This window comes from Flavobacterium sp. PLA-DH12 (assembly GCF_059511845.1).
Genome location: NZ_JCAMPD010000009.1, coordinates 175,090 through 199,144 on the forward strand (window position 1 = coordinate 175,090; position 24,055 = coordinate 199,144).

Below are 24,055 nucleotides of genomic sequence, written 5' to 3' on the forward strand. Positions count from 1 at the left end.
ATTTCTTTTAAAATACTTAAATTTCACTTTAATTTATATGAAAAAAGAGAAATTTCACTTTAAAAATTATAAAAAGAAAAAAATAACCGCCTCTAATTTGTTTATTTACAACCTTATACGCGAATTTGTTATATTATTTTTGTTTGACAACAGAAAATACAAAAAAGTCACACAAATAAAGTTATATGTTATTTATGTGACAAAATTAAAGATTAATTCTTAGACAGAATTTTTTTTTCGGGATTTTATGATTTTCTCTTCAAAATCGTAAAGAATAATAGCGCCCAAGCAATAATTAATAAGAAACCACCCAAAGGTGTTGCGAATACGATAATTTTAGATTCGAAAAGTGTATAGTCTTTTGTTGCCAATAAATAGATCGAACCACTAAAAAGTAAAACGCCTGCCACAACTAAATTATAGATCGTTTTTAGAGTCTTCTCTGCAATATCTTTTTGGGTAGATAAAAATAGAAGAAAAAGAGCATGATACATTTGGTAGCGAACACCAACTTCAAAAGTATTTAATTGATCAACCGAAAGATATTTTTTCAATAAATGAGCACCAAAAGCGCCCAAAATAATAGCTAACATACCAATAAAAGCTCCAGTTAAAACGATTCTTCTTTTCATAATATATCTCTTTTGAAATTTCAAACAAAAATACTTCAAACGAACTGAAAAACCGCCTTTGTTCCTAGATTATTTAGAACAAAATCAAATTATTTTTGGGGTTTTGCGAAAAAAATAATTTTATTTTCTTTAATTTGAATTGTTATATTTATAACATTTAAATATATTTGTGTTAAATATTTAAGACATGAGAAACATTTTAATATTTGGAGCAGGAAGATCTGCATCTTCTTTGATTCGATATTTACTATCAAAATCTAATGAAGAAAAGCTGCATTTAACGGTAGCTGACCTTTCATTGAATCTTGCGAAAGCAAAAACACAAAATCACCCAAATGCCACTCCGCTTGCCTTAGATATTTTTAATGCCGACGAAAGAAAGAAAGCTATTGCAAATGCATCAATCGTAATTTCAATGCTTCCCGCACATCTGCATATCGAAATTGCAAAAGATTGTCTGGAATTCAAAAAACATCTTGTTACGGCTTCTTATATCAGCGATGCTATGCAGGCTTTAAATGAAGAAGCTATCAAAAATAATCTGATCTTCATGAACGAAATTGGCCTTGATCCAGGCATCGACCACATGAGCGCCATGAAAGTTATTGATGAGATCAGATCAAAAGGTGGTAAAATGCTTTTGTTTGAATCTTTCTGCGGCGGACTTGTAGCTCCGGAATCTGACAATAATTTATGGAACTACAAATTTACTTGGGCGCCAAGAAATGTTGTTTTGGCGGGACAAGGCGGTGCTGCAAAGTTTATTCAGGAAGGAACTTATAAATACATTCCGTATAGCGCTTTGTTTAGAAGAACCGAATTTCTTGAAGTAGAAGGCTACGGAAAATTTGAAGCTTATTCTAATCGCGATTCGCTTAAATATAGATCGGTTTATGGTTTAGATGATATTCTTACCTTATATAGAGGTACAATCAGAAGAGTGGGATATTCTCGCGCTTGGAATATGTTTGTACAGCTCGGGATGACTGATGATAGCTATGTTTTGGAGGGGTCAGAAAATATGAGTTATCGTCAGTTCATCAATTCTTTTCTTCCTTATCATCCAACAGATTCTGTCGAAATTAAAACTCGATTGATTCTAAAAATCGATCAGGACGATATTATGTGGGATAAACTTTTGGAGTTGGATTTATTTAACCCAAACAAAAAAGTAAATCTGCCAAATGCTACTCCAGCGCAAATTTTAGAGAAAATATTATCTGAAAGCTGGGCTCTTGAACCAGAAGATAAAGATATGATTGTGATGTATCACAAGTTTGGCTACGAACTGAATGGAGAAAAGAAACAAATCGACTCTAAAATGGTTTGCATTGGCGAAGACCAAACTTATACTGCAATGGCAAAAACAGTCGGACTTCCGGTTGCGATTGCCACTTTGTTAATCTTAAACGGAAAAATCACAACTCCAGGCGTTCAGCTTCCAATTAAAAAAGAAGTTTACGAACCTATTTTGAAGGAATTAGAAGAATACGGGGTCATTTTTAACGAACAAAATGTACCTTATTTTGGTTACAATCCAGACTTGTTTTAGTCTAGGTTGCATGTTTATTTTTAGAATTTTTTTTTAATTAGTTTTTAATTTTATCCGCTTCTCCCATCAAGAAGCGGATTTTTTTATTTTGAGGTGCAAAGAGACAAAGGTTCAAAGGCACAAAGCGATAAAGGTTTTGGACAAACTCCAATCTTTGTCAAAGTTTGAAACTTTGACAAAGAAAAAAACTCAGCAGCTTAGCAGCTTAGAAACTCAGAACCTCTATTTCTCACTCTGAAGCGTTATAGGCAACGAATACAACACGCGAACAGCCTGACCATTTTCAGTTGCGGGAATCCATTTTGGCGAAAGTTTCAAAACTCTTATTGCTTCATCTGCAGCTCCATAACCTAAATCTTTTACGACTTTAAACTCAGACAGACTTCCATCTTTTTCGACCATAAATTCAATAAAAAGCTTTCCATCCTTCTTTTGTTTCGAAAACTCTTCTGGCATTTTAAAATTTTGTCCCACAAACATATAGAACTTTTCTATTCCGCCAGGAAATTGTGGCTGAGTAACATCTGCCTTTTCATTAACATCAATACTGTTTTTTCCATTAAAACTGGTTTGTACAGCTGCCTCTGCATTAAAAGCAAACAATAACAAACTGCAAACAACTCCAACAATAAATACTTTGCCGATTTCTTTTACTGCCGATTCTTTTTTGGTCATCATAAGCAAGCGTTTTTTAGTTATTAAATAATTGATAGTACTAGCCAAAGCAACAGTTTGTTTATTTGAAGCAAAATCTAACAGCAGATTCTGGTAATTTTTTATCTCACCAAATTGTCTATTTACGGCTTCATCGGCCAAAAATTCATGATTGAGCTTTATGGCTTTTTCAAACAAAACAAACATCGGATTAAACCAAAATACGATTTGTAAAACCTCAACAAAAAGAATATCCAATGTATGTTTTTGCTCTAAATGTGCTTTTTCATGAGCGATTAATTCTGATGGAATTTTTCCATTTGCAAAATCTTCTTTACTAATAAAAATAGCATTCCAGAAAGAGTGTGGCAAAATCGATTCTTTCATTAAAACAAGTTTCTGATTGTCTATAAATTGTACCGAATTCTTTTTCATTTTAAAGAAAAAGGAAGACACATTTATAGCAAATCGAATCAGTAAAATTGCTGCAATTAGAACATAAATTGCACCTAAAAAGAAATATACGATTTGATTGTACGAAACTTCGTTTAAGATTGATTGATTAGACACAATCATTATTTCATCTAGCTGAATTGCTTTAATTTTTGACGGAAAAAATGATGCAATCGAAAACAATTGCAGCGGAATAATTAGGCTAAAAATCAAACTTCCGAGAAGATAAGCACGATTAAAACGAAACATCCTTTCGTTTTCTAACAACAATTTATACACTGCATAAAAAACAGCAAGCAGTAAACCCGATTTTAAAAGATACGTTATCATTTTTTCTTTTTTTGAATTTCTGAATCGATTATTTTTTTAAGATCTTCCAATTCTGAAGACGATAAATTGGTTTCGGTTGTAAAAAACGAAGCAAATTGCGAAGCCGAATTATTAAAGAAATTACTAATTAGTCCTTTTACGTGTTTTGCAAAATAGTCTGTTTTCTTTACCAGCGGATAATATTCCCGAGAATTCCCAAATTCATTATACGCCACAAACTTCTTATCGATCATTCGTTTTAAAAGCGTCGCCACGGTTGTTGTTGCCGGTTTTGGTTCCGGATACGCTTCGAGCAAATCTTTCATAAAAGCCTTTTCAAGCTTCCATAAATACTCCATTAACTGTTCTTCTGCATTTGACAATTGTATCATGGTTTTGTATTTTCAAGTTTTTCTGTTTCAGCCAATTCCTTTTTATATTCCTCCAAATTCCAGTCAATATTCAATTTCGTTGCATATTCGGCCATAGTTCCAAGTCCGACTTCTGCACGCCTTTTATCTACATTATCTGGATCTATCATGGGCGATATACGAATTTTATTAGTCTTTTTATTCATTGAACTCTGACTGCCATAAATTTGTTTTTTTCCTTCTCTCAAAGCCACTCTATCTTCTAAATACGCCAGATTTCCCGGATTGGCATTTCCGTTTTTAACCGCCTCTCTCATCATAGGCAGATATTTTTGCTGATATTCTAAATCGGCATGCTGAATCACCAGAAATAAAGTCTGATTTCCCTGAGAGCCTACAACATTTTTTCCTAACCAGCCTTTTTCGTCCAGTATTTTCGTCACTTTAATGAGATTAATACTGTCTTTTCTTTGCATGATTTTACCAATGCTGTCAATTTTCTTTTTATCAGGTTTGGCGGCTCTATAAACATTCATAAATTCCCCACGAATTTCCTGATCTTCGGTATAAATTTCTGCAAGTTGTTTTTCTAGCACCTTATCATAATTTGCCCCAATAATATCTAATTTCTTCTGGAGTTTGTCAATTGTTTTATTCCATTCTTTTTCCGAGTGCAAAGGTTTTAAATCATTATCAATTTTAATATGCGCCATATTCTCGTATCCGTTATCGATCGAAAGATTCAGCCATTTAAATGCTTTTTTATGCTGTCTTGCCATAGAAGCAGAACAGCCCGCGTTGTACAAATCTGACCATGATTTCTGCTCTATTTTAAAAGCTTTTTCGTAGTACGAAACAGACAATTCATAGTTTTTTGCCGTATAGCACGAATCTGCTTTACGAACCCAGTTTTTATACGTTTGAGCATTTAAAAAGCCAAAATTGATTACAAGTAAAATAAAAACAATCGATTTTTTCATAGGTTAAATTTAGCCTTTTATTAAATTAATATGTTCTCAAATTAATTTTCTTTTGTCACGAATTTATTTTCATTATCTCGTTTCTTAGCAACTCATTTCTAATAACCATTCTTACTTAACCTTTTTTTTGACGAATGATTTCCTCTAGTTCAAGAAGTTCTTTTTTATAAGCCTCAACATCCCAAGTTGCATTCCAATATTTAAGATAATCTGATAAAGTTCCCAGTCCTACTGATGCTCTTCTTTTATCTACATTATCGGGATCTTCAAGCGGAGAAACAAAGGGTTTCTTCGTAATCGGATGATTCATTACCTGGCTTCCATAAATTTGTTTTCCTCCTTCACGCAAAGCAACTCTGTCTTCTAATAAAGCCAAAGAACTTGCTTTTGCATTGCCTTTTTTAACGGCATCTCTCATCATGGGCAAATACTTTTGCTGATATTTTAAATCGGCATGCTGTATCACTAAAAACAACGCCTGACTAGCCTGAGAGCCAACAACGTCTTTTCCTACCCAACCCTTTTCATCCAATATTTTGATAACTCTAATTAAATTTATACTGTCTTTATAACTCATAATTTTGCCAATACTGTCCAAAGCTTTGCTTCCACGACCATCTGTTTTAATAATTTTCATGGCCGCACCACGAATATCCTGATCTTCTGCATAAATATCCAAAAGTTCTTTCTGTAACGGTTTATCATAGTTAACTTCAACAATATCTCTTTTCTTTTGAAATCTAGCGATCATTTTTTTCCAGTCCTTATCTTCATGCAAAGATTTTAAATCGTTATCTTTTTTCATACGAGCAATATCTTCAAATCCATTATCAATTGCTAAATTCAGCCAATTCAATGCTTTTTTATTTTCCTGAGCCAAAGCTGCAGAACATCCTGCATTGTAAAAATCACCAGAATCTTTGTTTTCTACTTTAAAGGCTTTTTCGTAAAAATCAACAGACAATTTATAGTTTTGTGCTCGGTAGCAAGAATCTGCTTTTTGAGTCCATTCTTTATACGTTTGGGCTTGTAGTAAAAAGCAGTTCATTAAAAGAAAAGAAAGCGTGATTATTTTTTTCATGGTTTAGAGGTTAGTTGGTTTATTTAATATTTTGTTCTGAAATCAATTCTCCTTTATCGTAATTTTTGATTCCTTTTAATTTTCCTTTGTCCGAATAAAACTTCCATTCTCCAAAATAAAACCAATGCGACTGAACCGAATCAGTCTCAAATTTAGTTTTTCCTTTGGATTCCAATTTTCCGTTTTCGTAATAACTTTTCACGACACAGATTCCGTTTTTATATTTCTCTGTTTTATAGATTTTCCCATTAATGTATGATTTCCACTTTTTTACCGGAAGATCATTTTTATAATATTCATACGATTTATAATTTGTACCATCCTGCGTATAATTATCTATCCAAACGCCTTCTTTTTTCTTGTCAATTTTCTGATTAATCGGCTGGCTTTTGCAACCCAAAAGCATTGAACCTACAAGAAATGCTAAAAAGATATTTTTCAAATTCATTATTGCTCTACAACTATAGATTCGTTTCTACAAATGTAGAGTTAAATTTTAAATATGCAAGAAAAAAGTTTCTTTTTTAGAAGCAAAGGTTCAGAGGTGCAAAGTGATAAAGGTTTTTCTTTTGAATCTTAAAACATGGGAAACAAAAAAATCCGCTCATTTCTGAACGGATTTGTATCTGAATTAAACTTTGACAAAGCATCAAAAAATCTTTGCGACTTTAGCTCCCGATAGCTATCGGGATTGCGAGCAAAAACACAACAAAACTTAGTGTCTTAGCGCCTTCGCGGCAAAACACCTTATTTACTTAATTCCACAAAATACTTATAAAACAACGGAATAGTCTCAATACCTTTCAAGTAATTAAAGATTCCGAAGTGCTCATTTGGCGAGTGAATCGCATCGCTATCCAAACCAAATCCCATTAAGATCGTTTTGCTTTTTAATTCTTTTTCGAATAAAGCCACAATCGGAATACTTCCACCAGAACGAACTGGAATTGCAGGAACTCCAAACGTTTCTGTATATGCTTTATTTGCTGCCTGATATCCGATGCTGTCAATTGGCGTTACATAACCTTGACCACCGTGGTGAGGCGTTACTTTTACCGTAACTCCAGCTGGAGCAAGACTTATAAAATGTTTCGTGAAAAGTTCTGTAATTTCTTCCCATTCCTGATTTGGAACCAAACGCATTGAGATTTTAGCGAAAGCTTTACTCGCAATAACCGTTTTAGCACCTTCGCCAGTATAACCGCCCCAGATTCCGTTTACGTCTAAAGTCGGACGAATTGAGTTACGCTCGTTGGTTACATATCCTTTTTCACCGTAAACATCGGCAATGTTTAAAGCATTTTTATATTTTTCTAAGCTGAAAGGCGCTTTTGCCATTTCTGCTCTTTCTTCTGCAGACAGTTCTTCTACTTTATCGTAGAAACCTGGAATTGTAATATGATTGTTTTCGTCGTGAAGCGAAGCAATCATTTTCGCCAGAATATTAATTGGGTTCGCCACAGCTCCACCGTATAAACCTGAATGCAAATCGCGGTTTGGACCTGTAACTTCTACCTCAACATAACTCAAACCTCTTAAACCTGTTGTGATAGACGGTTGTTGGTTTGAAATCATTCCTGTATCTGAAATCAAGATAACGTCGTTTTTCAATTTTTCCTGATTGCGTTCTACGAACCAAGCCAAACTTGCAGAACCTACTTCTTCCTCGCCTTCGATCATGAATTTTACGTTACAAGGCAACGTATTGCTTTGCACCATTAACTCAAGCGCTTTTACGTGCATGTACATCTGACCTTTGTCGTCACAAGCTCCACGCGCGAAGATGGCGCCTTCTGGATGAATATCTGTAGTTTTAATAACGGGTTCAAAAGGTGGTGAAGTCCATAATTCTAATGGATCTGGCGGTTGTACATCGTAGTGGCCGTAAACTAAAACCGTTGGAAGATTTGGATCTATAATTTTCTCTCCGTAGATAATTGGGTAACCTGGAGTGTCGCAAGTTTCGACATAATCGCACCCTGCTTTTGATAAACTTTCTTTTACAGCCTCTGCTGTGTCAATAACATCTTGAGAATATGCAGTGTCGGCAGAAACCGACGGAATCTTTAATAATTCGATCAATTCGTTGATAAACCGATCTTTATGTTGTTGAACGTAGGACTTAATATTTTCCATTTAAATTATTTTTATAGAAAACCAAAAGTACGAAAAAGAGAATTAAAAAAAATTTTCAAAAAATGCTTTGATAATTCAAAAGTATGCCTATCTTTGCACCCACAATTACCGCGGATATGGCGAAATTGGTAGACGTGCCAGACTTAGGATCTGGTGCCGCAAGGCGTGTAGGTTCGAGTCCTATTATCCGCACAAAAAAAAGCTTCTGAATATTTTTCAGAAGCTTTTTTATTTTTACTGCATTTCGTTTTTTGTTATTAAAGTTGTTGATAAGCAATTTACTACAATCTCATTTTATTGGTTTGTATTTTTATTTTTGAGAAACGATTAAAGTTTTCCCAAATACTTTGATTAAAAATCTCAAAATAACCAGTAAAACATATTAGTAAATAATGGATTATTTAAACTCATTTTTCCAGAATATTAAAGATAAACTAAGTAATCCATTTTTCGGAACACTCATTTTAATTCTAATCATCCATCATTGGGAGCTATGGTATTCTCTATTTAATTTTGACAAAAATTATACTAGAAATGCAAAGGTTTCATTAATAAGAAATCTTGCAGAACACGAGTTAAGCACTGAAAAAATAGTTAATGATATTTTCTATGCCCTAATAATATCTCTATGTGGATATTTAATAGTAGTAGGAACAAGAACTCTATCAATGCTAATCGAGTTCAGAATCATGCCTTTTATAACTGGAAAAATTATTAATAAAAATGTTGTTTTAAAATCAACTCATGACGAGACAGTTTCAGAAAGAGATGAATATGCTGAAAAGTATGAAGAACAAAGAAAAAATGTTAGAATATTGTCAAAAAATTATGACGAACAAACTGAACAAATTAAACAAAAGGATCAAGATCTTTTGAAGCAAAGTGAAACCATTAGTAAAACCGTTAGAGAGCTTGATGTTACAAAAAAAATGCTAGAAAAATCTCAACTAGAAGGAGATTCCAAAAACAAGCAAATTTCACAACTAGAAAAATCATCAGGACAGCTTCAAAAAGATTTAGACTTTAAATCAGAAATTATAGAAAAATACGAGCAACTCTTTTTTAATCCAGAAAATATATTGTTCTATAGTTCTATTGAAAAATTTCCACCAGAAATTATTGATAAAGTCAAAGAGTTAAAAAATGAAAATTTGTGGAAAACTTTTTTACATGTTGGAGGTTTTTTCACAAGAGAAACAACAAGCTTAAGTGGTAACGCACTTGATGAAATGATTCAAAGAGGCATTGCTTTTGAAAGGGACACCAAAGATGAATTCACTCCTTTAGGAAGAATAATTTGGACATACAGACAATTGTTTAATGATCAAAATTATGAAATTCATTAAAAAACATTATTAACTATCTGATAATTTCTTCTCAATATTTACTTTTCTATTTCACCTTGACGAAAGGAGCTTTTCAGCATCACCAACAGTTTGTACACTACGAAAAAAATTGCGGAAATCCATCTGGAATTTTTTGTCGGTTTTGCTTTTGGTTTCTCCTTTCGTCGAAATGAAGATAATTTCTTTTACTTAATCAACATCTAAATAAGGGTCGAGAACTTCTGCTAATTTATTGAGCCAGTAAAAATTATCTTCAAGATTATTGAATTCGGTTTCTACAGTTTCGCAACCCCTAATGATACTTAAAGAAAGAATATAATTTACTTGCCGTATAGCTCTTGCCATTTCATCAGAATCAATTGTATTTGTAAAAAAATCCTTTAATCTAATTTCAACTTCTTTTGAAAAATGATTTTTGCCCATATTTTTTTAATTTAAATTATTGCAAAAATCCTTAGAACTTAATTTCATTTGACCCCATATATGCGTTCAACTTTAATTATTTTTTTCTTATAGAAATCAATTTTCGGCTAAAGCCTTTCCCTTTTTAAACATAAAAAAACCTCCAGCTAAAGCAGGAGGCAATTCATATAGTTTTATTATTAAACAAAGTGAATCTATGTAGTTTGTCATTTCGACGAAGGAGAAATCTTCGTGAGAAGCTCGACACAGATTGACACATTACTTTATGGAGCTACTTGTGTGGACTTGCTTCGCCTATTCGCTATCGCTCGAGTCTCCTTCGTCGAAATGACAAGATTGTGGTTACAATATGAAAAAAAACCTTTGTCAAAGTTTAAAACTTTGACAAAGGTCTCTTGTATAGTATTTTTTGCCCCGACAGTTCTCGGGAGGAATTTATTTTTTGGAATTTAATATTTCAATAATCTTATCGACATTGATTTCACTATAATCATTAATATAAAAATCGCATGGCGGAAGCTGTTCTTTTGTATGCGTGCTCAAAACGCCCACTACTTTCATTCCGGCATTTAATCCTGCTGTAATTCCCGAAAAAGAATCTTCCAAAACCACGCAATCAGAAGGAGAAACTCCAACTCTTTCTGCTGATTTTAAATATACCTCAGGATTTGGTTTATGAAACGTAACATCTTCACTTGACATCATCGAATCCATTTTATCACCAAGCTTCAAAGCATTTGCAATTAAATCCAGATTTGCACGAGGCGCAGATGTTGCAACTGCAGTTTTGAAACCACGAGATTTTAATTCGTTTAGAAAGTCCATATAATGCGGAATCGTTTCGACTTTGTCTTTGTAGATCTCACGAAACATTCCTTCTTTTTCGTCTTCTAATCTTATCAGTTCTTCTCCCGCAATCGGACGTTTGAAGAAATGCGTCATGATATAACTATTGTGTTTTCCGTACATATGTTCTTCAAATTCTTCTTTCGTGTACGGAATATTATATTTATCGAAAAACTTTTCAAAAGCGATCACATGATGCGGATTTGTATGCGAAATCACACCGTCCATATCAAAAATTACACATTGCTGGCTCATATACTTGTTTTGTTATTTTATTATCTTCAAATATACTGAATCGCTTTATCTACCTATATTATATAAAATTAAATTTTGATTATTTTCGAGATAATTTACGTACGTTAATTCCGTCTTTTCTATTCTCGATCATAATAAGATCTCCATTTTCATCAAAAGCGATTCTTCCTACATTAGAGGTTAATGCTTCACCAACCAAACCATCTTTATATCCGCTAGGCCTATCACCTTCTCCTAATAAATATTTCCCTTTTCCGTCAGGCGTAATCTGTAAAATATTATTATTAGATGTTGATATGTATATAATGTCATTTTTATCTATAGCCAACCCTTGTGCGTCTTCTAAACCTACATACGGCACATAGACTCCATCTTGTTTTACCGTAATTTTAATTGTAGTTACAAGTCCTTCTGGTGTTATTTTTCGAATCCCTTCGGCACCAACATTTTCTTTCATGTATAAATTACCTCTACTATCCTTAGCCATAAACTGCGCAGAACTAAAACGTGCCTCTTCGCCTTTACCGTCATTATGTCCCCATGTATCAGGTTTTCCAGCTAAAACAGTTGATGTTCCTTTTGGATTAAATTTTAATATGGATGTTGCATCAGAAATATACAAATTATCCTCTTTGTCAATAAGAAAACCAAAAGCCTGGCGTCCCATTTCTGCTTCTGTCAGATAAGTAGTCACTAAGCCGTCTGGAGTAATTTTTCTCAAAGTTCTATCATGAGAACCTGAAAAGTATATATTTCCTTTAGAATCTGTATTTAAATCAACAATTGTTGTAAAAACAGCTTCTTCGCCCTGCCCATTTATATCTATCTCACTATATTCTCCAGATCCAGCAAGAACTGATACAACGCCATTTTTATCTACTTTTCTTATCTGATCAGATTCAAAACTTCCTACATATATATTTCCATTTCCGTCAATAGTCAATGCTGTAGGAAATAAATCTCTTGGCTTAAAGACCCCTGCCGCAACAGTGCTTACTTTATCATATTGAATAATAGCTGTATTTTCATTGTCATCACTCGAACAAGAAATCATTGTGATAATAAATAGAAAGAAGACGATTTTTCTCATAGGTTCTTAAGATTTTGGATTTGATTTTGAATTAGTTAAAACAAAACTAATGGAATAATCTTTCAAAAAACATTATTTCCAATAAAAAAACTACAATTTAACTTTCTTACCCAATCCAAATCTTACTTTTAACCAAAGTCATCGTCTGTCTCAAATGCTGATTGCACGCAATAAGAATTATCAAAACCAACAAACCGTAACCTACAATGGTATAAATCTCCATATCTGCCAACAGAGTCGATTGTTTGGCAATGCTTCCAAAGATCTTTTTCATAGCTAAAACATTCGCATTATCTGCGGAATATCCTTTGGCAATAAAACTCTGTGTAGCATTTGCAATGTTTTGTTGTGCTTCGGGATTTTCGCCAGTCACAAACTGACTAAGTTTCAAAAAGTGTTTTTTGTTTAAAAATACAGTTGCATTCTGCATGACGCAAAAACCAATTGTACTTCCCCAGAAACGCCCAGAAACGCCCACAATTCCTGAAGAAACCGCCATATTTGCAGGAACCGAAGATGTAGTAAAGAGAATTAACGGAACAAATAACAATCCAACTCCGATGCCCTGCAAAAAGTACGGAACAATAATATCTGACAAAGCCACATCGGGCACAAATAGAAACGTAAACCAAAAATGATACAAGGCAATTAGCGAAAAACCAATCAGAAAAATGATTTTGGTCGAAAGCGATTTCATCAAGAAAAAAGCCGCCAAAACCAATCCGATAATATTTCCGAGTCCGTTAATGTATTGCACGCCCGCAACTCGAGACGGATCCCAATTCCAAATCGAATACATCGCCGAATGGCAAAGACTTAGCGTTGCTCTGCTGATGTAAAACAAGAAAAACAATAAAAACCCAATTCTCAGATTGGCATATTTAAAAACTTCAAAATTAAAAGTTGGCCTTTTAACCAAAAGCTCTTTAAAGATGAACAAACCCCCTGTAATAAGTGCCGTAATAAGCATTAAAACCATTTGAGAAGATTCGAACCAATATTTTTTCTCGGCATACACAAAAAAGTAGGCACCGCAAAGAATAGCTGTTAAAACCAAAAAATAGCTCATCCAGTCGATTTGATACAACGGGATTTTCTTTGTTGTTCGGTGCCCACGAAAAGTAACCAAGATTAAAAAGACATTTAAAACCTGCAGTCCGCCTGAAACATACAGCATGTATTTCCAGTCATAATGATCCAGAAACCAAACCGCAATATTCATAATAAAAGGCGTTGACAACAGTAGAGAACCATAATAAAAGGAAAAACCAATTATAATGGCATTTTTAGAATCAAACTGCTCAATAAGCAATTGTCTGATGGTAATGGCAGGAAGCGCCATTAAGATTCCTTCGGCAACTCTCAGCAATAAAAAAACCGCAAAATTATCGACATAACCCGATGCCACAATCGTAACTCCAATTAAGGAATAAACGCCCATGAGGTAATTTTTGGCAGGGAAAAAACTCGAAAATCGGCTTTCTATGAGAATTGTAGCCAGCAGAGTTCCGTACGTTACGCACATCGCGTACTGCAAATCTTCTGGCTCAATATCCAAAAAACTTGCCGCATACGTTACGTTTGACGTATAAACTCCCAATAAAATCATGGAATGCAAAAGGCAAACAAACAAAATCGTAATAATTGCCCATTTTGGAACCCATGATTTAAAAATACTTTTATCTTCCATTTTTAGTGTGCTGCGATCACAGTAATATTCATTCCCGCTCTTAAAAAGTCGGCTTGTTTGTCGCTGTCTTTCAACTGAATTCTAACCGGAATTCTTTGCTCGATTTTTACGAAGTTACCCGTTGCATTATCTGGAGGAAACAATGAAAATCTTGCCCCACTCGCTGGCGATAAAGATGCAATTGTACCAACAAAAGTTTTATCGCTCAAAGCATCGGCTTTAATTTCAACATCTTGCCCCACGGTTAAATATTGCAATTGCGTTTCTTTAAAATTGGCCGTAATCCATTTTTCTTTACTTACAATTGATAATAAAGACTGACCTTCTTTTACCAATTGTCCTGGCTGTAAAGTTCGTTTTCCAACCCAACCGTCATAAGGCGCTGTAATTATAGTGTACGAAAGAAATAAAGCAGCATTATCTGCAACAGCTTGTTTTGATGCAATATTGGTTTGTGTTGTCGGAACATTTGCTTCGGCAACAGAAGTGCTTAAAGCAGATGAATGGATTCTATTTTTCATTTCCTGAAAATGCGCCTGAGCCGATTCGTAGTCAGCTTTTACTTTCTCTAATTGCTGAGAAGTAGCTGCTTCTTCGCTTACCAAAGCTTTGTATCTTTCGTATTCCAATTTAGTTTTCCAAAGATTCGATTTCGCAGCTTCTAACTGCGCTTCGTTAATCGCTGTCTCACTTGCCGTATTTACAGCGTTTTTCTGCGCCACAACGCTGTTTTGCTGCGCATTTTGAACATCGGCAAGAGCCACATTCAATTTTGATTTATATTCACGATTGTCAATTACAACCAAAGTATCTCCTTTATGCACAAACTGATTTTCGTTAAAACGAACTTCCTGCACATAACCCGTAATACGCGACATAATTGGCGTTACATATTGTTCGACTTGCGCATCATTAGTCTCTTCGTGATTTCTGTTGAACACATAAAACCAAATTCCTAAAATAACACCGCTTATAACAAGCACACACGCAATAATTGTTATTAGTATATGAAACGTTTTATTTCTTCTAGTTTCATTTTTTATCTTAACCATCTTTTTCTTTTCTCTTTAACTTAGTTCTTTCTAAAAATCTTTCTTCTTGTCTCTTTCTTCTTAAGGCTTTAGCCCAGTCTTTCGCAATCTAGCTCTGCGGAAGCATTCCAGCCGTATGAAGCAATTCGTAATGTTTTAAAACCGCATCCAATCGTGTAGAAATTTTGTTGTATTTTGCTTGAAGCAAAGCATTATCGGCGTCAACCATTTCGGTAATTAAAACCAGCTGGTTTAAGTATTTCAGCTTTACAATGCGGTAATTTTCGTCGGCCAAATCCAATGCCTTATCCACAACAACAAACTTTTCAAGAATTTCCTGATACTGCGTATGCTCTTTATACAACTTGTCTTGAATTTCCTCTTTTACAATTTCATTCTGCATTTCCTGCCATTTGATTTTGGTGCTCGCCTGCTCCATTTTGGTTTTATTTTTATATAAAGACGAAAAATCAAAAGTGGCTTCAATACCAACCTGTCCTAAAGTATACAAATACGGATTGGGCGGAAAGAATTTATAGTTCGGATAATAAAAACCGTAATTCCCAAAGAAATGAACACTTGGCAAATAATTCCCTTTTACCATTTTCAGTTCGGTTTTACTGATATTCAGCTCCTGGCTTGCAATACGCATTTCTTCGTTTTGCAAAGCTTTACTCATATAAAAATCATACGGATCCAAACCATTCATTTCGTCCAGACTCGACGTTGTATCAATCGCAATTTCTTCGTTTTCTGGAATCTGGATCAGCGTTTTCAGATCGTGAAGTGCGATTTTAATGTTTTTGGAGTTAGTTAACGCATTCAATTCGCGATCTGAAAGCTGCAATTCGGCACGAATAACTTCGTTTTTCGTAACCGTTCCATGTTTTTGAAGCGATTGTACTTCTTTCAATCGGCTTTTTTCTTCTTTGATGTTTTCTTCGAATATTTTCTGAAGTTCCATCATTTTATAAATTGCCAGATAGTTTGCCACCACTTCAAGTTCGATATCATTTTCGGCCTTTTCGGTTTTTATTTTAGCTATTTCGCTTTCCTGATTGGCAATTTTGATGGCATTATTAATCTTATTTCCGGCATAAATTGGCATTTTAAAAGTCGAATTGACCTCATAAATTTCAGGAATTGCCGGTGTAACTTCTTTGTCTTTTAAAAACCCGCTTCCTTTGAATTCGGTAATATTCGTAATTCGAGAATACATACCGTTTAACTGTACGTCTGGCAGTCGGAGTTCTTTTCTTTCTTTGATATTCTGCTCTGAGAGCGTGACCTCCAATTGAGATCTGAGGATTTTTTTGTTGTTTTCTTTAGCTAGCTTCAAAGCATCTTGCAATGAAACAGTATGAACTTCCTGCGCTTGTAAGCCATTGAATGCTAATACAATTAAGAATAACAGCAGGATTCTGGGAAAACAATCGTCTGTAGAATTTGTTGTTTTAAGGAACATGAATAATTAAATATTTGATGCTGCAAAGTTCCTTCATTTTTCTGGTGACTGATAATTCTAAAAAGCCAAGAACATATTCATTTCAGACAAATGTTAAAATCGTGTTTTCCGAAAACGTTATATTAAAACATTGAAAAACAATTTATTACAAAATAGATTTTGATTGTGATTATTTTTTGATTTCTCCCGCAGATTTGGGAGATCAAGCAGATAATTAATGAATTAAAGTAAAAATCTGCACAATCTGCCAAATTTGCGAGAGAAAAAACAAATCATTTGCTTTCTAAAATCTCCTCACCGTTTAAGTAATCGGAAGGTCTTTGTCCTAAAATCTTGAAGAATGTGTTACTGAAAGTCGGAACGCTATTGTAACCAACTTCTTCGGCTACCTCTTTTACCGAAAGTTTTCTTTCTAATAAAAGTTCGATCGCTTTAAGAATTCTTCTAATGGTATAATATTGAATAAACGACATGCCCAGATCTTTTTGAAACAAGCGATACAAAGAGCGTTCGCTGAAACCAAATTCATGAGCAACATCGGCAAAGAGAATCGTTTCTCCCAAGTTATTTTCAATATAACGAAGGATTTTACTAAGTCGTTTGTCTTTTGGCTGTGGTAATTCTAAAGGAAGATTATTTGTGCATATTTGCGGAAGAATCGCTTTTATCGCTTTTGCAATGGCAAAGTTCGGAGTCCCTTTTTTAAGATCACCATTCCATCGATTGGTAAAAAGCATCATTTGAAGCAATAAGTTATTAACGGGATAAATTCCTTCTACTTTATAAAAGTCATCTTCGTCTTTTTCAACAGGAAAATACAGATTTCGCATTGTCACACTTTCCGATTTCGGCTCGATGCTATGCTCCACTCCACTCGGAATCCAGATAAAATGCCTTGCTGGCAAAAAATAAGTTTTGGTTTCTGTAGTCACAAAAACAACATCGCCTTCTGCATAAAGCAATTGTGCTTTAACATGTCTGTGTGGCGGAATAAATAATTCACCCATTAAATCGTGGTGACAGTATATGCTTTTTTTATCAGCATCTACTTTCCTGATGTAGTATTTATCGAGTTTCTGACCAGAATGTTCCATTGGTGTTTAATACAGCGGTTTTTTCGTTATATTAAAGATAAGGAAATTAAATTCCAAAATCTGAAATTCCAAAAATTGGATTGTGTAGATTTAACCGCAAAGGCCGCAATGAAAAAATACAAAGTTCGCAAAGCTTTTATACTTAAAATTTTTAGCCACAGATTAAAAGGATTAGAAGGATTTTTTAAAATCTGTGTTAATCTGTATAATCTGTGGCTAAATTAAACTTTGCGAACTTTGCGTAAATCTTAGTGTGCTTTGCGGTTAAATAACAAAAACAAAAAAGCCTTTCCGTTAAGAAAGGCTTTTAACAACTTAGGCGGTCTGGACGGGACTCGAACCCGCGACCCCATGCGTGACAGGCATGTATTCTAACCAACTGAACTACCAAACCCTGCGTTATTGCGAGTGCAAAAATACAACAGATTTTCGTTTCTGCAAGCGTTTTTTCAAATAAAATTTAGACAATTTTTTAATTGACTAAATTCCAATATTTTAAAAATCCAAGTTTTAATCAAAAAGCAGGAAATTTCTTTTACTTAACCGCTAAAAGCGCTATCCCGATGCTATCAGGAACACAAAGGCCATAAAGTTTAAAGCTTTGACAAAGGCTTTTTCATATAGAAATATTCAACCTGATTTAAACATAGCCCGTGGTTTCAGCCACGGGAGACGCATTTGTATCCATTGTGTCCCCGTGGTTGAAACCATGGGCTATGTTTTTATATAATGAATGGAAAATCTTTGTAGAATTACTTGCGAAGATTTCTCCTTCGTCTAAATGACAAACTGTTACGTTAAAATCAGAATTAAGCAAAAAAAATCGCAAAGCTTAAAATTAATTAAGCTTTGCGAACTTTGCATTCTTTAGAAAATATCTTTGTGTTCTTTGCGTTCCCGATAGCTATCGGGATTGCGCTCTTTGCGGTAAAAACCAAAAGTGTTTTAAATCAAAAAAGCCATCCACAAAAGTGGAAAGCTTTTCATTGGTCTAACTACTAAACCAGCTACGAGTTACAAAGTCGTAGCAAAACAACACAACTAATCTTAGATACCGTATTTGGGCAAAAAAGCCTTTCTGTTAAGAAAGGCTTCCCCAATATTGCGGTCTGGACGGGACTCGAACCCGCGACCCCATGCGTGACAGGCATGTATTCTAACCAACTGAACTACCAAACCTCTGCGTTATTGCGGTTGCAAAGATATAACAGAATTTCGTTTCTGCAAGTGTTTTTATAAAAAAAATGAAATTATTTTTTAAAATATTACCCAAAGTTTTGTTTTTCAATCAAATATGTCGTCAATATTTTTTCAAAATTATCGCCAACATTTACCGGAACGTACTTAATTTGGTTTTTTGCGCAGGTTAAAGCCAAGTTTTTAAAATAAGCTTCTACCCTTTTTTCATATTGCTCTTTTACATTATCAGCAAAAATAGAAACCTCTTCTCCTGATTCTAAGTCGATAAACTTTCTTGGCGTGTTATCAAAATCAAACTTCAATTCGGTTTCATTATCAACTACATGAAACAAAACTACTTTGTGTTTATTATGTTTTAGATGCTGTAATGCATTGAATAATTTCTCGTCATCTTCGGTCTGAAACATATCGGTAAACAAAATAATCATCGAACGGCGATGCATTTTCTCCGCAATCTGATGCAAATAGGTAATCGTGTCAGTCGTTTTTTTGACTTTTGGCCGAACCAATAATTCTTCCAGTTTGTTCAAAAGCATTCTATGATGGCGATCACTTCCTTTTTCTGGTGCGTAATATTCGTATTTATCCGAGAAAACGCTCAAACCAACGGCATCGCGCTGTTTCTTTAAAATATTCATTAAAACTGCCGAAGCCAAAACTGCAAAACCAATCTTCTTTTCATAAAAAGGTTGATTTGATTTCAGTTCAGGATAATGCATCGATGACGAATTATCAACGATTAGATGACAGCGCAAATTGGTTTCTTCCTCAAAGCGTTTCGTGTACAAACGATCGGTTTTGGCAAACAATTTCCAGTCGATATGTTTGGTGCTTTCTCCAGCGTTATAGACTTTATGTTCGGCAAATTCGGCCGAAAATCCATGAAACGGACTCTTGTGCATTCCCGATATAAAACCTTCCACAACCTGATTCGCCAGCATTTCGAGATGCTGAAAACTGGAGACTTTTTCTATTTCCGATTCGATTTTCATTCGGTTTCTTTTTTAATATTTTGTGCTTTATAAAGCAAATCTGTCGCCTGAAACAATTTGCGTTTCAAGATCGGACTAAAATTAGGGTTTTCTTTTAAGAATCGCTGTACTTCATCAAAAGCAAATTTCGACGAATATTTCCCAATCGTATTATCCAACCAATCTTTCGGAAAGAAAATATCTCCCGTACGCTGAATTTCATCAACCAAATCTAATGAAAATCTAATATATTTCTGCGCACTTTCCTGACGAAGCGGATGATTTACATTTGCCAAACCAACCGAAACCCAGGATTCTTTTTCACGGTTTGCATCGTCTTTTAAAGATTCCATAAAAGCATTTCGAACCGATTCATCTTTCGATAAAGACGGAAGCAAGAATTCAAAACGCTTTTGTTTGTCCGGATTTGTAAACGAGGTTCTAGTTTTCTCCAAAATTTCATCGGCTTTTGGATGTTTAAAAATCGCTAGATTCATCGCCATGTTGGTATAATCGTCTTCGTTTAATTTCAAATTCGGAATAGAAATTTCTCTGTTCCAAACTTTATACAAACTGGCTTTTGCCGAATCAGAATAAGCAATCGAACTAAACAATCCGAATAAAGTCTTTTTGATATTCGCAGATAAATTGGCCTGTAAACGCTCATATAAAACACCTTCAAGCTGTTTGTGAACTTTACTTTGTTCTTTTCCCGTCAATAATCTCCAATAAATCGTATTTAAACTTCCCGAAACAATTCTCAAAACCAATTCGTTTTGTTCTGTTTGAATTCCCTTTAAAAAACAATCAAAAGCTTTTTCTGTCGAAACATTACCAATCAAAGTATTTTCATAAAGATTACTATAACTGGAAGCTCTAGCCATTTCATCTTTCAAATCAGCAATATAATTTAAATTATTCCCGTCAAGCGGAAAAACACCGTATCCAAAACCATTATAATTGTAAACAATCGCAAGCGGTTTTTCAATTCCTATAGCTTCTTTTACAACAGTATTTTTGTCATTAATATTGATTGATAAAACTTTTACCTCTTTAGCATAAACTAAACCTATCTGAAAAACCTGAGGCCATATATTCTCTGATTTATCTTCTGCTTTTTGCTGAATTTCAAAACTTTTGATTCGGTTTTTAACATCATATTCGATTTGATCCGTAAAAATGGCTCTCCCTGATTTATTTACCCAGACATCACTCCATTTTTTCATATCAAGCGAAGTTTCAGCATCGAGAAGTTCTACCAGATTATTCCAATCGGCATTGTCGTTGGCGTATTTCTGAATGTATTTTTGAATTCCTTTCTGGAACGGTTCCTTGCCCATCGAAGCTTCTAACTGACGCATCATAATGGGTGCTTTGTTGTAAATAATAGCACCGTAAAGCGAACCTGCATCTTTCAAATTCGCCAAATGTTGTTTGATCGGATGTGTTCCTAAAGATCGATCTTCCGCGAAAGCGCTCGGATAATGCGCCGTAAAAAACTGCAGATTATGATTGACTTTCGGAAAAATCGGATTCATTATTTTATCCGCCATAAAGTTGGCAAAAACCTCTTTCATCCAAACGTCATCGAACCATTTCATGGTTACCAAATCACCAAACCACATGTGTGAGGTTTCGTGTGCGATCAATTTTGCACGATTTAGTTTTTCGGTGTCGGTTGCGCTGTTATCCAAAAACAAAGTTGATTCTCTGTATTGAATTGCGCCGACATGCTCCATTCCACCATATTGAAAAACAGGAATTGAAGCGAAATCTAACTTCTGAAACGGAAATTTATAATTGGTATATTTTTCTAAAAAGTCTAAAGATTGCTGATGCAAATTGAAAATAGTATCAGCGCTTACACGAAATTTCTCTGGACTGTTTTCACGATACAACATTGTCATTTCTAAACCTGGCTTGTGTATCGCGCTTTTGAATTTTCCTGCAACGAAAGAAAATAAGTACGTGCTCATTTTGTCTGATTCACCAAAAGTATAAGACGTAAAATCTCCTTTTTCAAGTTTCTCTACGACATTGGCTCCAGCTAAAACCAACCAATCTTTTGGCACAGAAAGTCTCAGTTTATAGGTCGCTTTTAAATCGGGCTGATCAAAACAAGGAAATAAAGTACTGGCGCGGTCTGGAACTAATAAAGTGTATAGGAAATCATCGTTTCGATTTAAAGATAAATTTCCTGCAATAAATGAAATGGAAACTGTATTTTTTCCTAAAATCAAAGCGGAAACCGGAATTATAATATGTCCGTTTTCATGAACAATCGAAAGCTTTTTTCCGTTTGCTTCAACCGTTTTTATATTGGAAGTTTTCTCTTTAAAATCTAAAATTAATGGCTGACTTAAATCAGATAAATTCAAGTTTACAAATAATTGAGAGTTTATATTTTCTGTTTTCTGATTCGGAATTTCGAAAAACAAAGTGTATTGAAGATCTGAAATCTGTTTTTTACGAAAATTTGCCAGCTGCTCAGAAACGCCGTTTTCAAATAATTCATTTGCTTTTGACTGAGAAAAACTATTGAAAATCAAGATAAAAAAACAAAGAAGGCTGTAGAAAATTTTCATTTTTAAGGAATATAAGATTTGCTAAAATTAACAAAAGCATTGATTTTTCACAAACAATTATTGCAACAATATTGCATTTAAAAATAAGATTTCTATATTTGCAACACTATTGCATTAAACAGCATAAAAAACCTCATCTAGAAGTTAATCTTCACGAATGAAAAAGAAACTTAAATTTATAAATCTCTTAATGCCTTTGATTGTATTGTTCGCAATACTTTTTCCGGCTGTCCATTCGTATGAGCATATTTTAGACACTCATAATTGCAAAGAGAAATTAGAGTTTTCTGTTTCCGAAAAACCACAATTCAAAGCCAAACTTCATTCGTTTCATAAATGCTCGATTTGCGATTTCAAATTCAGCGCAGTTGGCACATTTGAATTCAATGCTTTTCAGTTTTTCAAGAATAATCCTGTTGTAAAACATATTAGTTTTTACAGCAAACCACATTTTACATTTTTTAAGGGCTCACTATTTTCCCTTCGAGCCCCGCCTTTTACACTTTAATATTTTTTGTGTTTCCGATTGTTTTGCAATTCGGCTATTTAATTGTTTTTAGGATTTCAAAAGCTTAAAACATTCAAAAGCTACTTCATTTATTTTAAGCATTTAATGCAACTTATTGATATTGATATTGATATTGATATTGATATTGATATTGATATTGATATTGATATTGAAATAGCCTTTTCTACGCAAAAAAACACTTTCCAATTTTTATCGATTTACTGCATTCGAACTAAATCCTAATTCAGGTTTTTAGTTGCGGCTATGCTGTTTTAACTAGAGAAAAAATATATGTCGCCTCTCTGAGGCTTTTGCATACGTCATAAATACTTTTCTATAAATATTTCGTCCCGCTGGGACTTACCCAAAATGACAAATCTATTGCTACCAATATTTTGTCCCTCTGGGACTTATAAACATTGAAATAGGCTTTTTACATAACCCAAATACCCTTTATAAAATGATCAAAATCAAATTAGAAAAAATGAAAACAACAAAACTCATTCTGGCTTTGCTCTTTGCCGCAATGGCTTTTACAAGCTGCAGTAACGACGATTCAGAAGAAAAGCAGACAATTCCAACTATTGATAAAATCGAGCTAGGTCTTAGCAACAGCGAAACAGCAACTATTGGCGCAGATTTCCATTTTAATGCAGAAGTAACCGCTGCTGATAAAATCGAAAATGTACAAGTAAAAATTCTACAAAAAAGTACCGAAACATACTCGAAAGTTTGGTCGCACGAAATTACTTGGACACAATATGCAGGTGCAAAAAACGCGACAGTTCACAAACATTTTGATATTCCGGAAGATGCTGCAGAAGGCAAATACGACTTCATCATTATCGTAAACGATCAAAACGGAAGCAAGCTAGAAGTGAAGAAAAACTTAACCATTATAAATTAGAAAACATGAAACAATTAAAGCTTTTAATGGGCATTTTGACTCTTACTTTTATTTCATCCTGCTCCAGCGACAAAGCCGAAATCGACAGCGAATATCCCGTAATTGATATCACTGGAGCAAATGCTTTTCCGATTCAATGCAGCACGATCGAACGCGGAAAAACCTTCACTTTCAAAGCCACTTTTAATGACAATGTCGCTTTGGGTTCTTACAGCCTTGACATTCATCACAATTTCGATCATCATACACACAGTACAGAAGTGACAACTTGTGAAATGGAAGCCGTAAAAAGCCCCGTAAAACCAATGCTTTTCATCAACAATTATACTATTCCAAATGGTGTGAAAAGTTACGAAGCAACAGCACAAATCGCCATTCCTGCAGATGTTGATCCCGGAGATTATCATTTTATGATTCGCTTGACGGATAAAGAAGGCTGGCAGACGCTGAAAGGTTTAAGTATTAAAATTTTATAA

The 24,055-nt window shown here is 34.3% G+C and carries 20 protein-coding genes and 3 tRNA genes; 5 read left to right on the plus strand and 18 right to left on the minus strand.

From position 1 onward, the window contains the following. Nucleotides 1-245: 245 nt before the first annotated feature. On the minus strand, nt 246-632 hold the full coding sequence (locus AC5ZCW_RS17740; protein WP_308067518.1) for a DUF423 domain-containing protein: 387 nt from the start codon (nt 630-632) through the stop codon (nt 246-248). Between the two features lie 187 nt (nt 633-819). On the opposite strand from AC5ZCW_RS17740, the gene AC5ZCW_RS17745 reads away from it, so the two are divergent. Next, nucleotides 820-2,184, plus strand: coding sequence for a saccharopine dehydrogenase family protein (locus tag AC5ZCW_RS17745; RefSeq protein ID WP_343545156.1), 1,365 nt, complete (start codon nt 820-822; stop codon nt 2,182-2,184). 222 nt (nt 2,185-2,406) lie between these two features. Here AC5ZCW_RS17745 and AC5ZCW_RS17750 read toward each other — a convergent pair whose 3' ends face one another. The 6 genes from AC5ZCW_RS17750 to AC5ZCW_RS17775 all read right to left on the minus strand — a co-directional run bounded on the left by AC5ZCW_RS17750 (nt 2,407) and on the right by AC5ZCW_RS17775 (nt 8,168). Continuing rightward, entirely contained in the window at nt 2,407-3,621 is a 1,215-nt protein-coding gene (locus AC5ZCW_RS17750) for a M56 family metallopeptidase (protein ID WP_496121042.1), read from the minus strand. Then, nucleotides 3,618-3,992 (minus strand): BlaI/MecI/CopY family transcriptional regulator, encoded by a 375-nt coding sequence (locus AC5ZCW_RS17755; protein WP_343545159.1) that lies wholly within the window; start codon nt 3,990-3,992, stop codon nt 3,618-3,620. Before AC5ZCW_RS17755 ends, AC5ZCW_RS17750 begins: the two co-directional genes overlap by 4 nt. Then, complete coding sequence (locus AC5ZCW_RS17760; RefSeq protein WP_496121044.1) at nt 3,989-4,951, minus strand: DUF6624 domain-containing protein; 963 nt, start codon at nt 4,949-4,951, stop codon at nt 3,989-3,991. The genes AC5ZCW_RS17755 and AC5ZCW_RS17760 overlap by 4 nt, the downstream gene beginning before the upstream one ends. Before the next feature lie 115 nt (nt 4,952-5,066). Then, on the minus strand, nt 5,067-6,032 hold the full coding sequence (locus tag AC5ZCW_RS17765) for a DUF6624 domain-containing protein (protein WP_496121045.1): 966 nt from the start codon (nt 6,030-6,032) through the stop codon (nt 5,067-5,069). Between the two features lie 19 nt (nt 6,033-6,051). Further along, complete coding sequence (locus AC5ZCW_RS17770; protein ID WP_496121047.1) at nt 6,052-6,480, minus strand: toxin-antitoxin system YwqK family antitoxin; 429 nt, start codon at nt 6,478-6,480, stop codon at nt 6,052-6,054. A 299-nt stretch (nt 6,481-6,779) separates the two neighbouring features. Beyond that, on the minus strand, nt 6,780-8,168 hold the full coding sequence (locus AC5ZCW_RS17775) for a dipeptidase (protein WP_281634608.1): 1,389 nt from the start codon (nt 8,166-8,168) through the stop codon (nt 6,780-6,782). Nucleotides 8,169-8,278: 110 nt separating this feature from the next. Between AC5ZCW_RS17775 and AC5ZCW_RS17780 the strand changes: the two genes are divergently transcribed. Next, nucleotides 8,279-8,360 (plus strand) — tRNA-Leu (locus tag AC5ZCW_RS17780). Nucleotides 8,361-8,560: 200 nt separating this feature from the next. After that, nucleotides 8,561-9,514 carry a hypothetical protein gene (locus AC5ZCW_RS17785; RefSeq protein WP_496121048.1) on the plus strand — a complete coding sequence of 318 codons (954 nt, stop codon included), beginning with the start codon at nt 8,561-8,563 and terminating at the stop codon, nt 9,512-9,514. A 189-nt stretch (nt 9,515-9,703) separates the two neighbouring features. Here the strand turns inward: AC5ZCW_RS17785 and AC5ZCW_RS17790 are convergent, their stop codons facing one another. From AC5ZCW_RS17790 to AC5ZCW_RS17840, 11 genes are all read right to left on the minus strand, one after another. Further along, a complete protein-coding gene (locus AC5ZCW_RS17790; protein WP_119789077.1) occupies nt 9,704-9,937 on the minus strand; it encodes a hypothetical protein in 234 nt (77 codons plus the stop codon). A gap of 435 nt (nt 9,938-10,372) precedes the next feature. Continuing rightward, nucleotides 10,373-11,038, minus strand: coding sequence for an HAD family hydrolase (locus AC5ZCW_RS17795; protein WP_496121050.1), 666 nt, complete (start codon nt 11,036-11,038; stop codon nt 10,373-10,375). A 79-nt stretch (nt 11,039-11,117) separates the two neighbouring features. Beyond that, nucleotides 11,118-12,128 (minus strand): NHL repeat-containing protein, encoded by a 1,011-nt coding sequence (locus AC5ZCW_RS17800; RefSeq protein WP_496121051.1) that lies wholly within the window; start codon nt 12,126-12,128, stop codon nt 11,118-11,120. 106 nt (nt 12,129-12,234) lie between these two features. Further along, nucleotides 12,235-13,818 carry an MFS transporter gene (locus tag AC5ZCW_RS17805; RefSeq protein WP_496121052.1) on the minus strand — a complete coding sequence of 528 codons (1,584 nt, stop codon included), beginning with the start codon at nt 13,816-13,818 and terminating at the stop codon, nt 12,235-12,237. A 2-nt stretch (nt 13,819-13,820) separates the two neighbouring features. Continuing rightward, nucleotides 13,821-14,870: an HlyD family secretion protein gene (locus tag AC5ZCW_RS17810; protein ID WP_496121053.1), complete on the minus strand. Its 1,050-nt coding sequence runs from the start codon at nt 14,868-14,870 to the stop codon at nt 13,821-13,823. Between the two features lie 88 nt (nt 14,871-14,958). Beyond that, on the minus strand, nt 14,959-16,314 hold the full coding sequence (locus AC5ZCW_RS17815; RefSeq protein ID WP_496121054.1) for a TolC family protein: 1,356 nt from the start codon (nt 16,312-16,314) through the stop codon (nt 14,959-14,961). 272 nt (nt 16,315-16,586) lie between these two features. Next, entirely contained in the window at nt 16,587-17,408 is an 822-nt protein-coding gene (locus AC5ZCW_RS17820) for an AraC family transcriptional regulator (RefSeq protein WP_177211229.1), read from the minus strand. Nucleotides 17,409-17,728: 320 nt separating this feature from the next. Further along, nucleotides 17,729-17,802, minus strand: a tRNA-Asp gene (locus AC5ZCW_RS17825). Nucleotides 17,803-18,513: 711 nt separating this feature from the next. After that, nucleotides 18,514-18,587: transfer RNA gene (locus AC5ZCW_RS17830), tRNA-Asp, on the minus strand. A gap of 86 nt (nt 18,588-18,673) precedes the next feature. Beyond that, the gene (locus AC5ZCW_RS17835) at nt 18,674-19,600 is read right to left on the minus strand and encodes a DUF58 domain-containing protein (RefSeq protein WP_496121056.1); all 927 of its coding nucleotides are present in this window, start codon (nt 19,598-19,600) and stop codon (nt 18,674-18,676) included. Next, nucleotides 19,597-22,164 carry a M1 family aminopeptidase gene (locus tag AC5ZCW_RS17840; RefSeq protein WP_496121057.1) on the minus strand — a complete coding sequence of 856 codons (2,568 nt, stop codon included), beginning with the start codon at nt 22,162-22,164 and terminating at the stop codon, nt 19,597-19,599. Before AC5ZCW_RS17840 ends, AC5ZCW_RS17835 begins: the two co-directional genes overlap by 4 nt. Before the next feature lie 992 nt (nt 22,165-23,156). Here AC5ZCW_RS17840 and AC5ZCW_RS17845 point away from each other — a divergent pair. Next, nucleotides 23,157-23,579, plus strand: a complete 423-nt coding sequence (locus tag AC5ZCW_RS17845; RefSeq protein WP_496121058.1) for a DUF4625 domain-containing protein — start codon at nt 23,157-23,159, stop codon at nt 23,577-23,579. Nucleotides 23,580-23,584: 5 nt separating this feature from the next. Further along, nucleotides 23,585-24,055, plus strand: coding sequence for a DUF4625 domain-containing protein (locus AC5ZCW_RS17850; protein ID WP_496121060.1), 471 nt, complete (start codon nt 23,585-23,587; stop codon nt 24,053-24,055).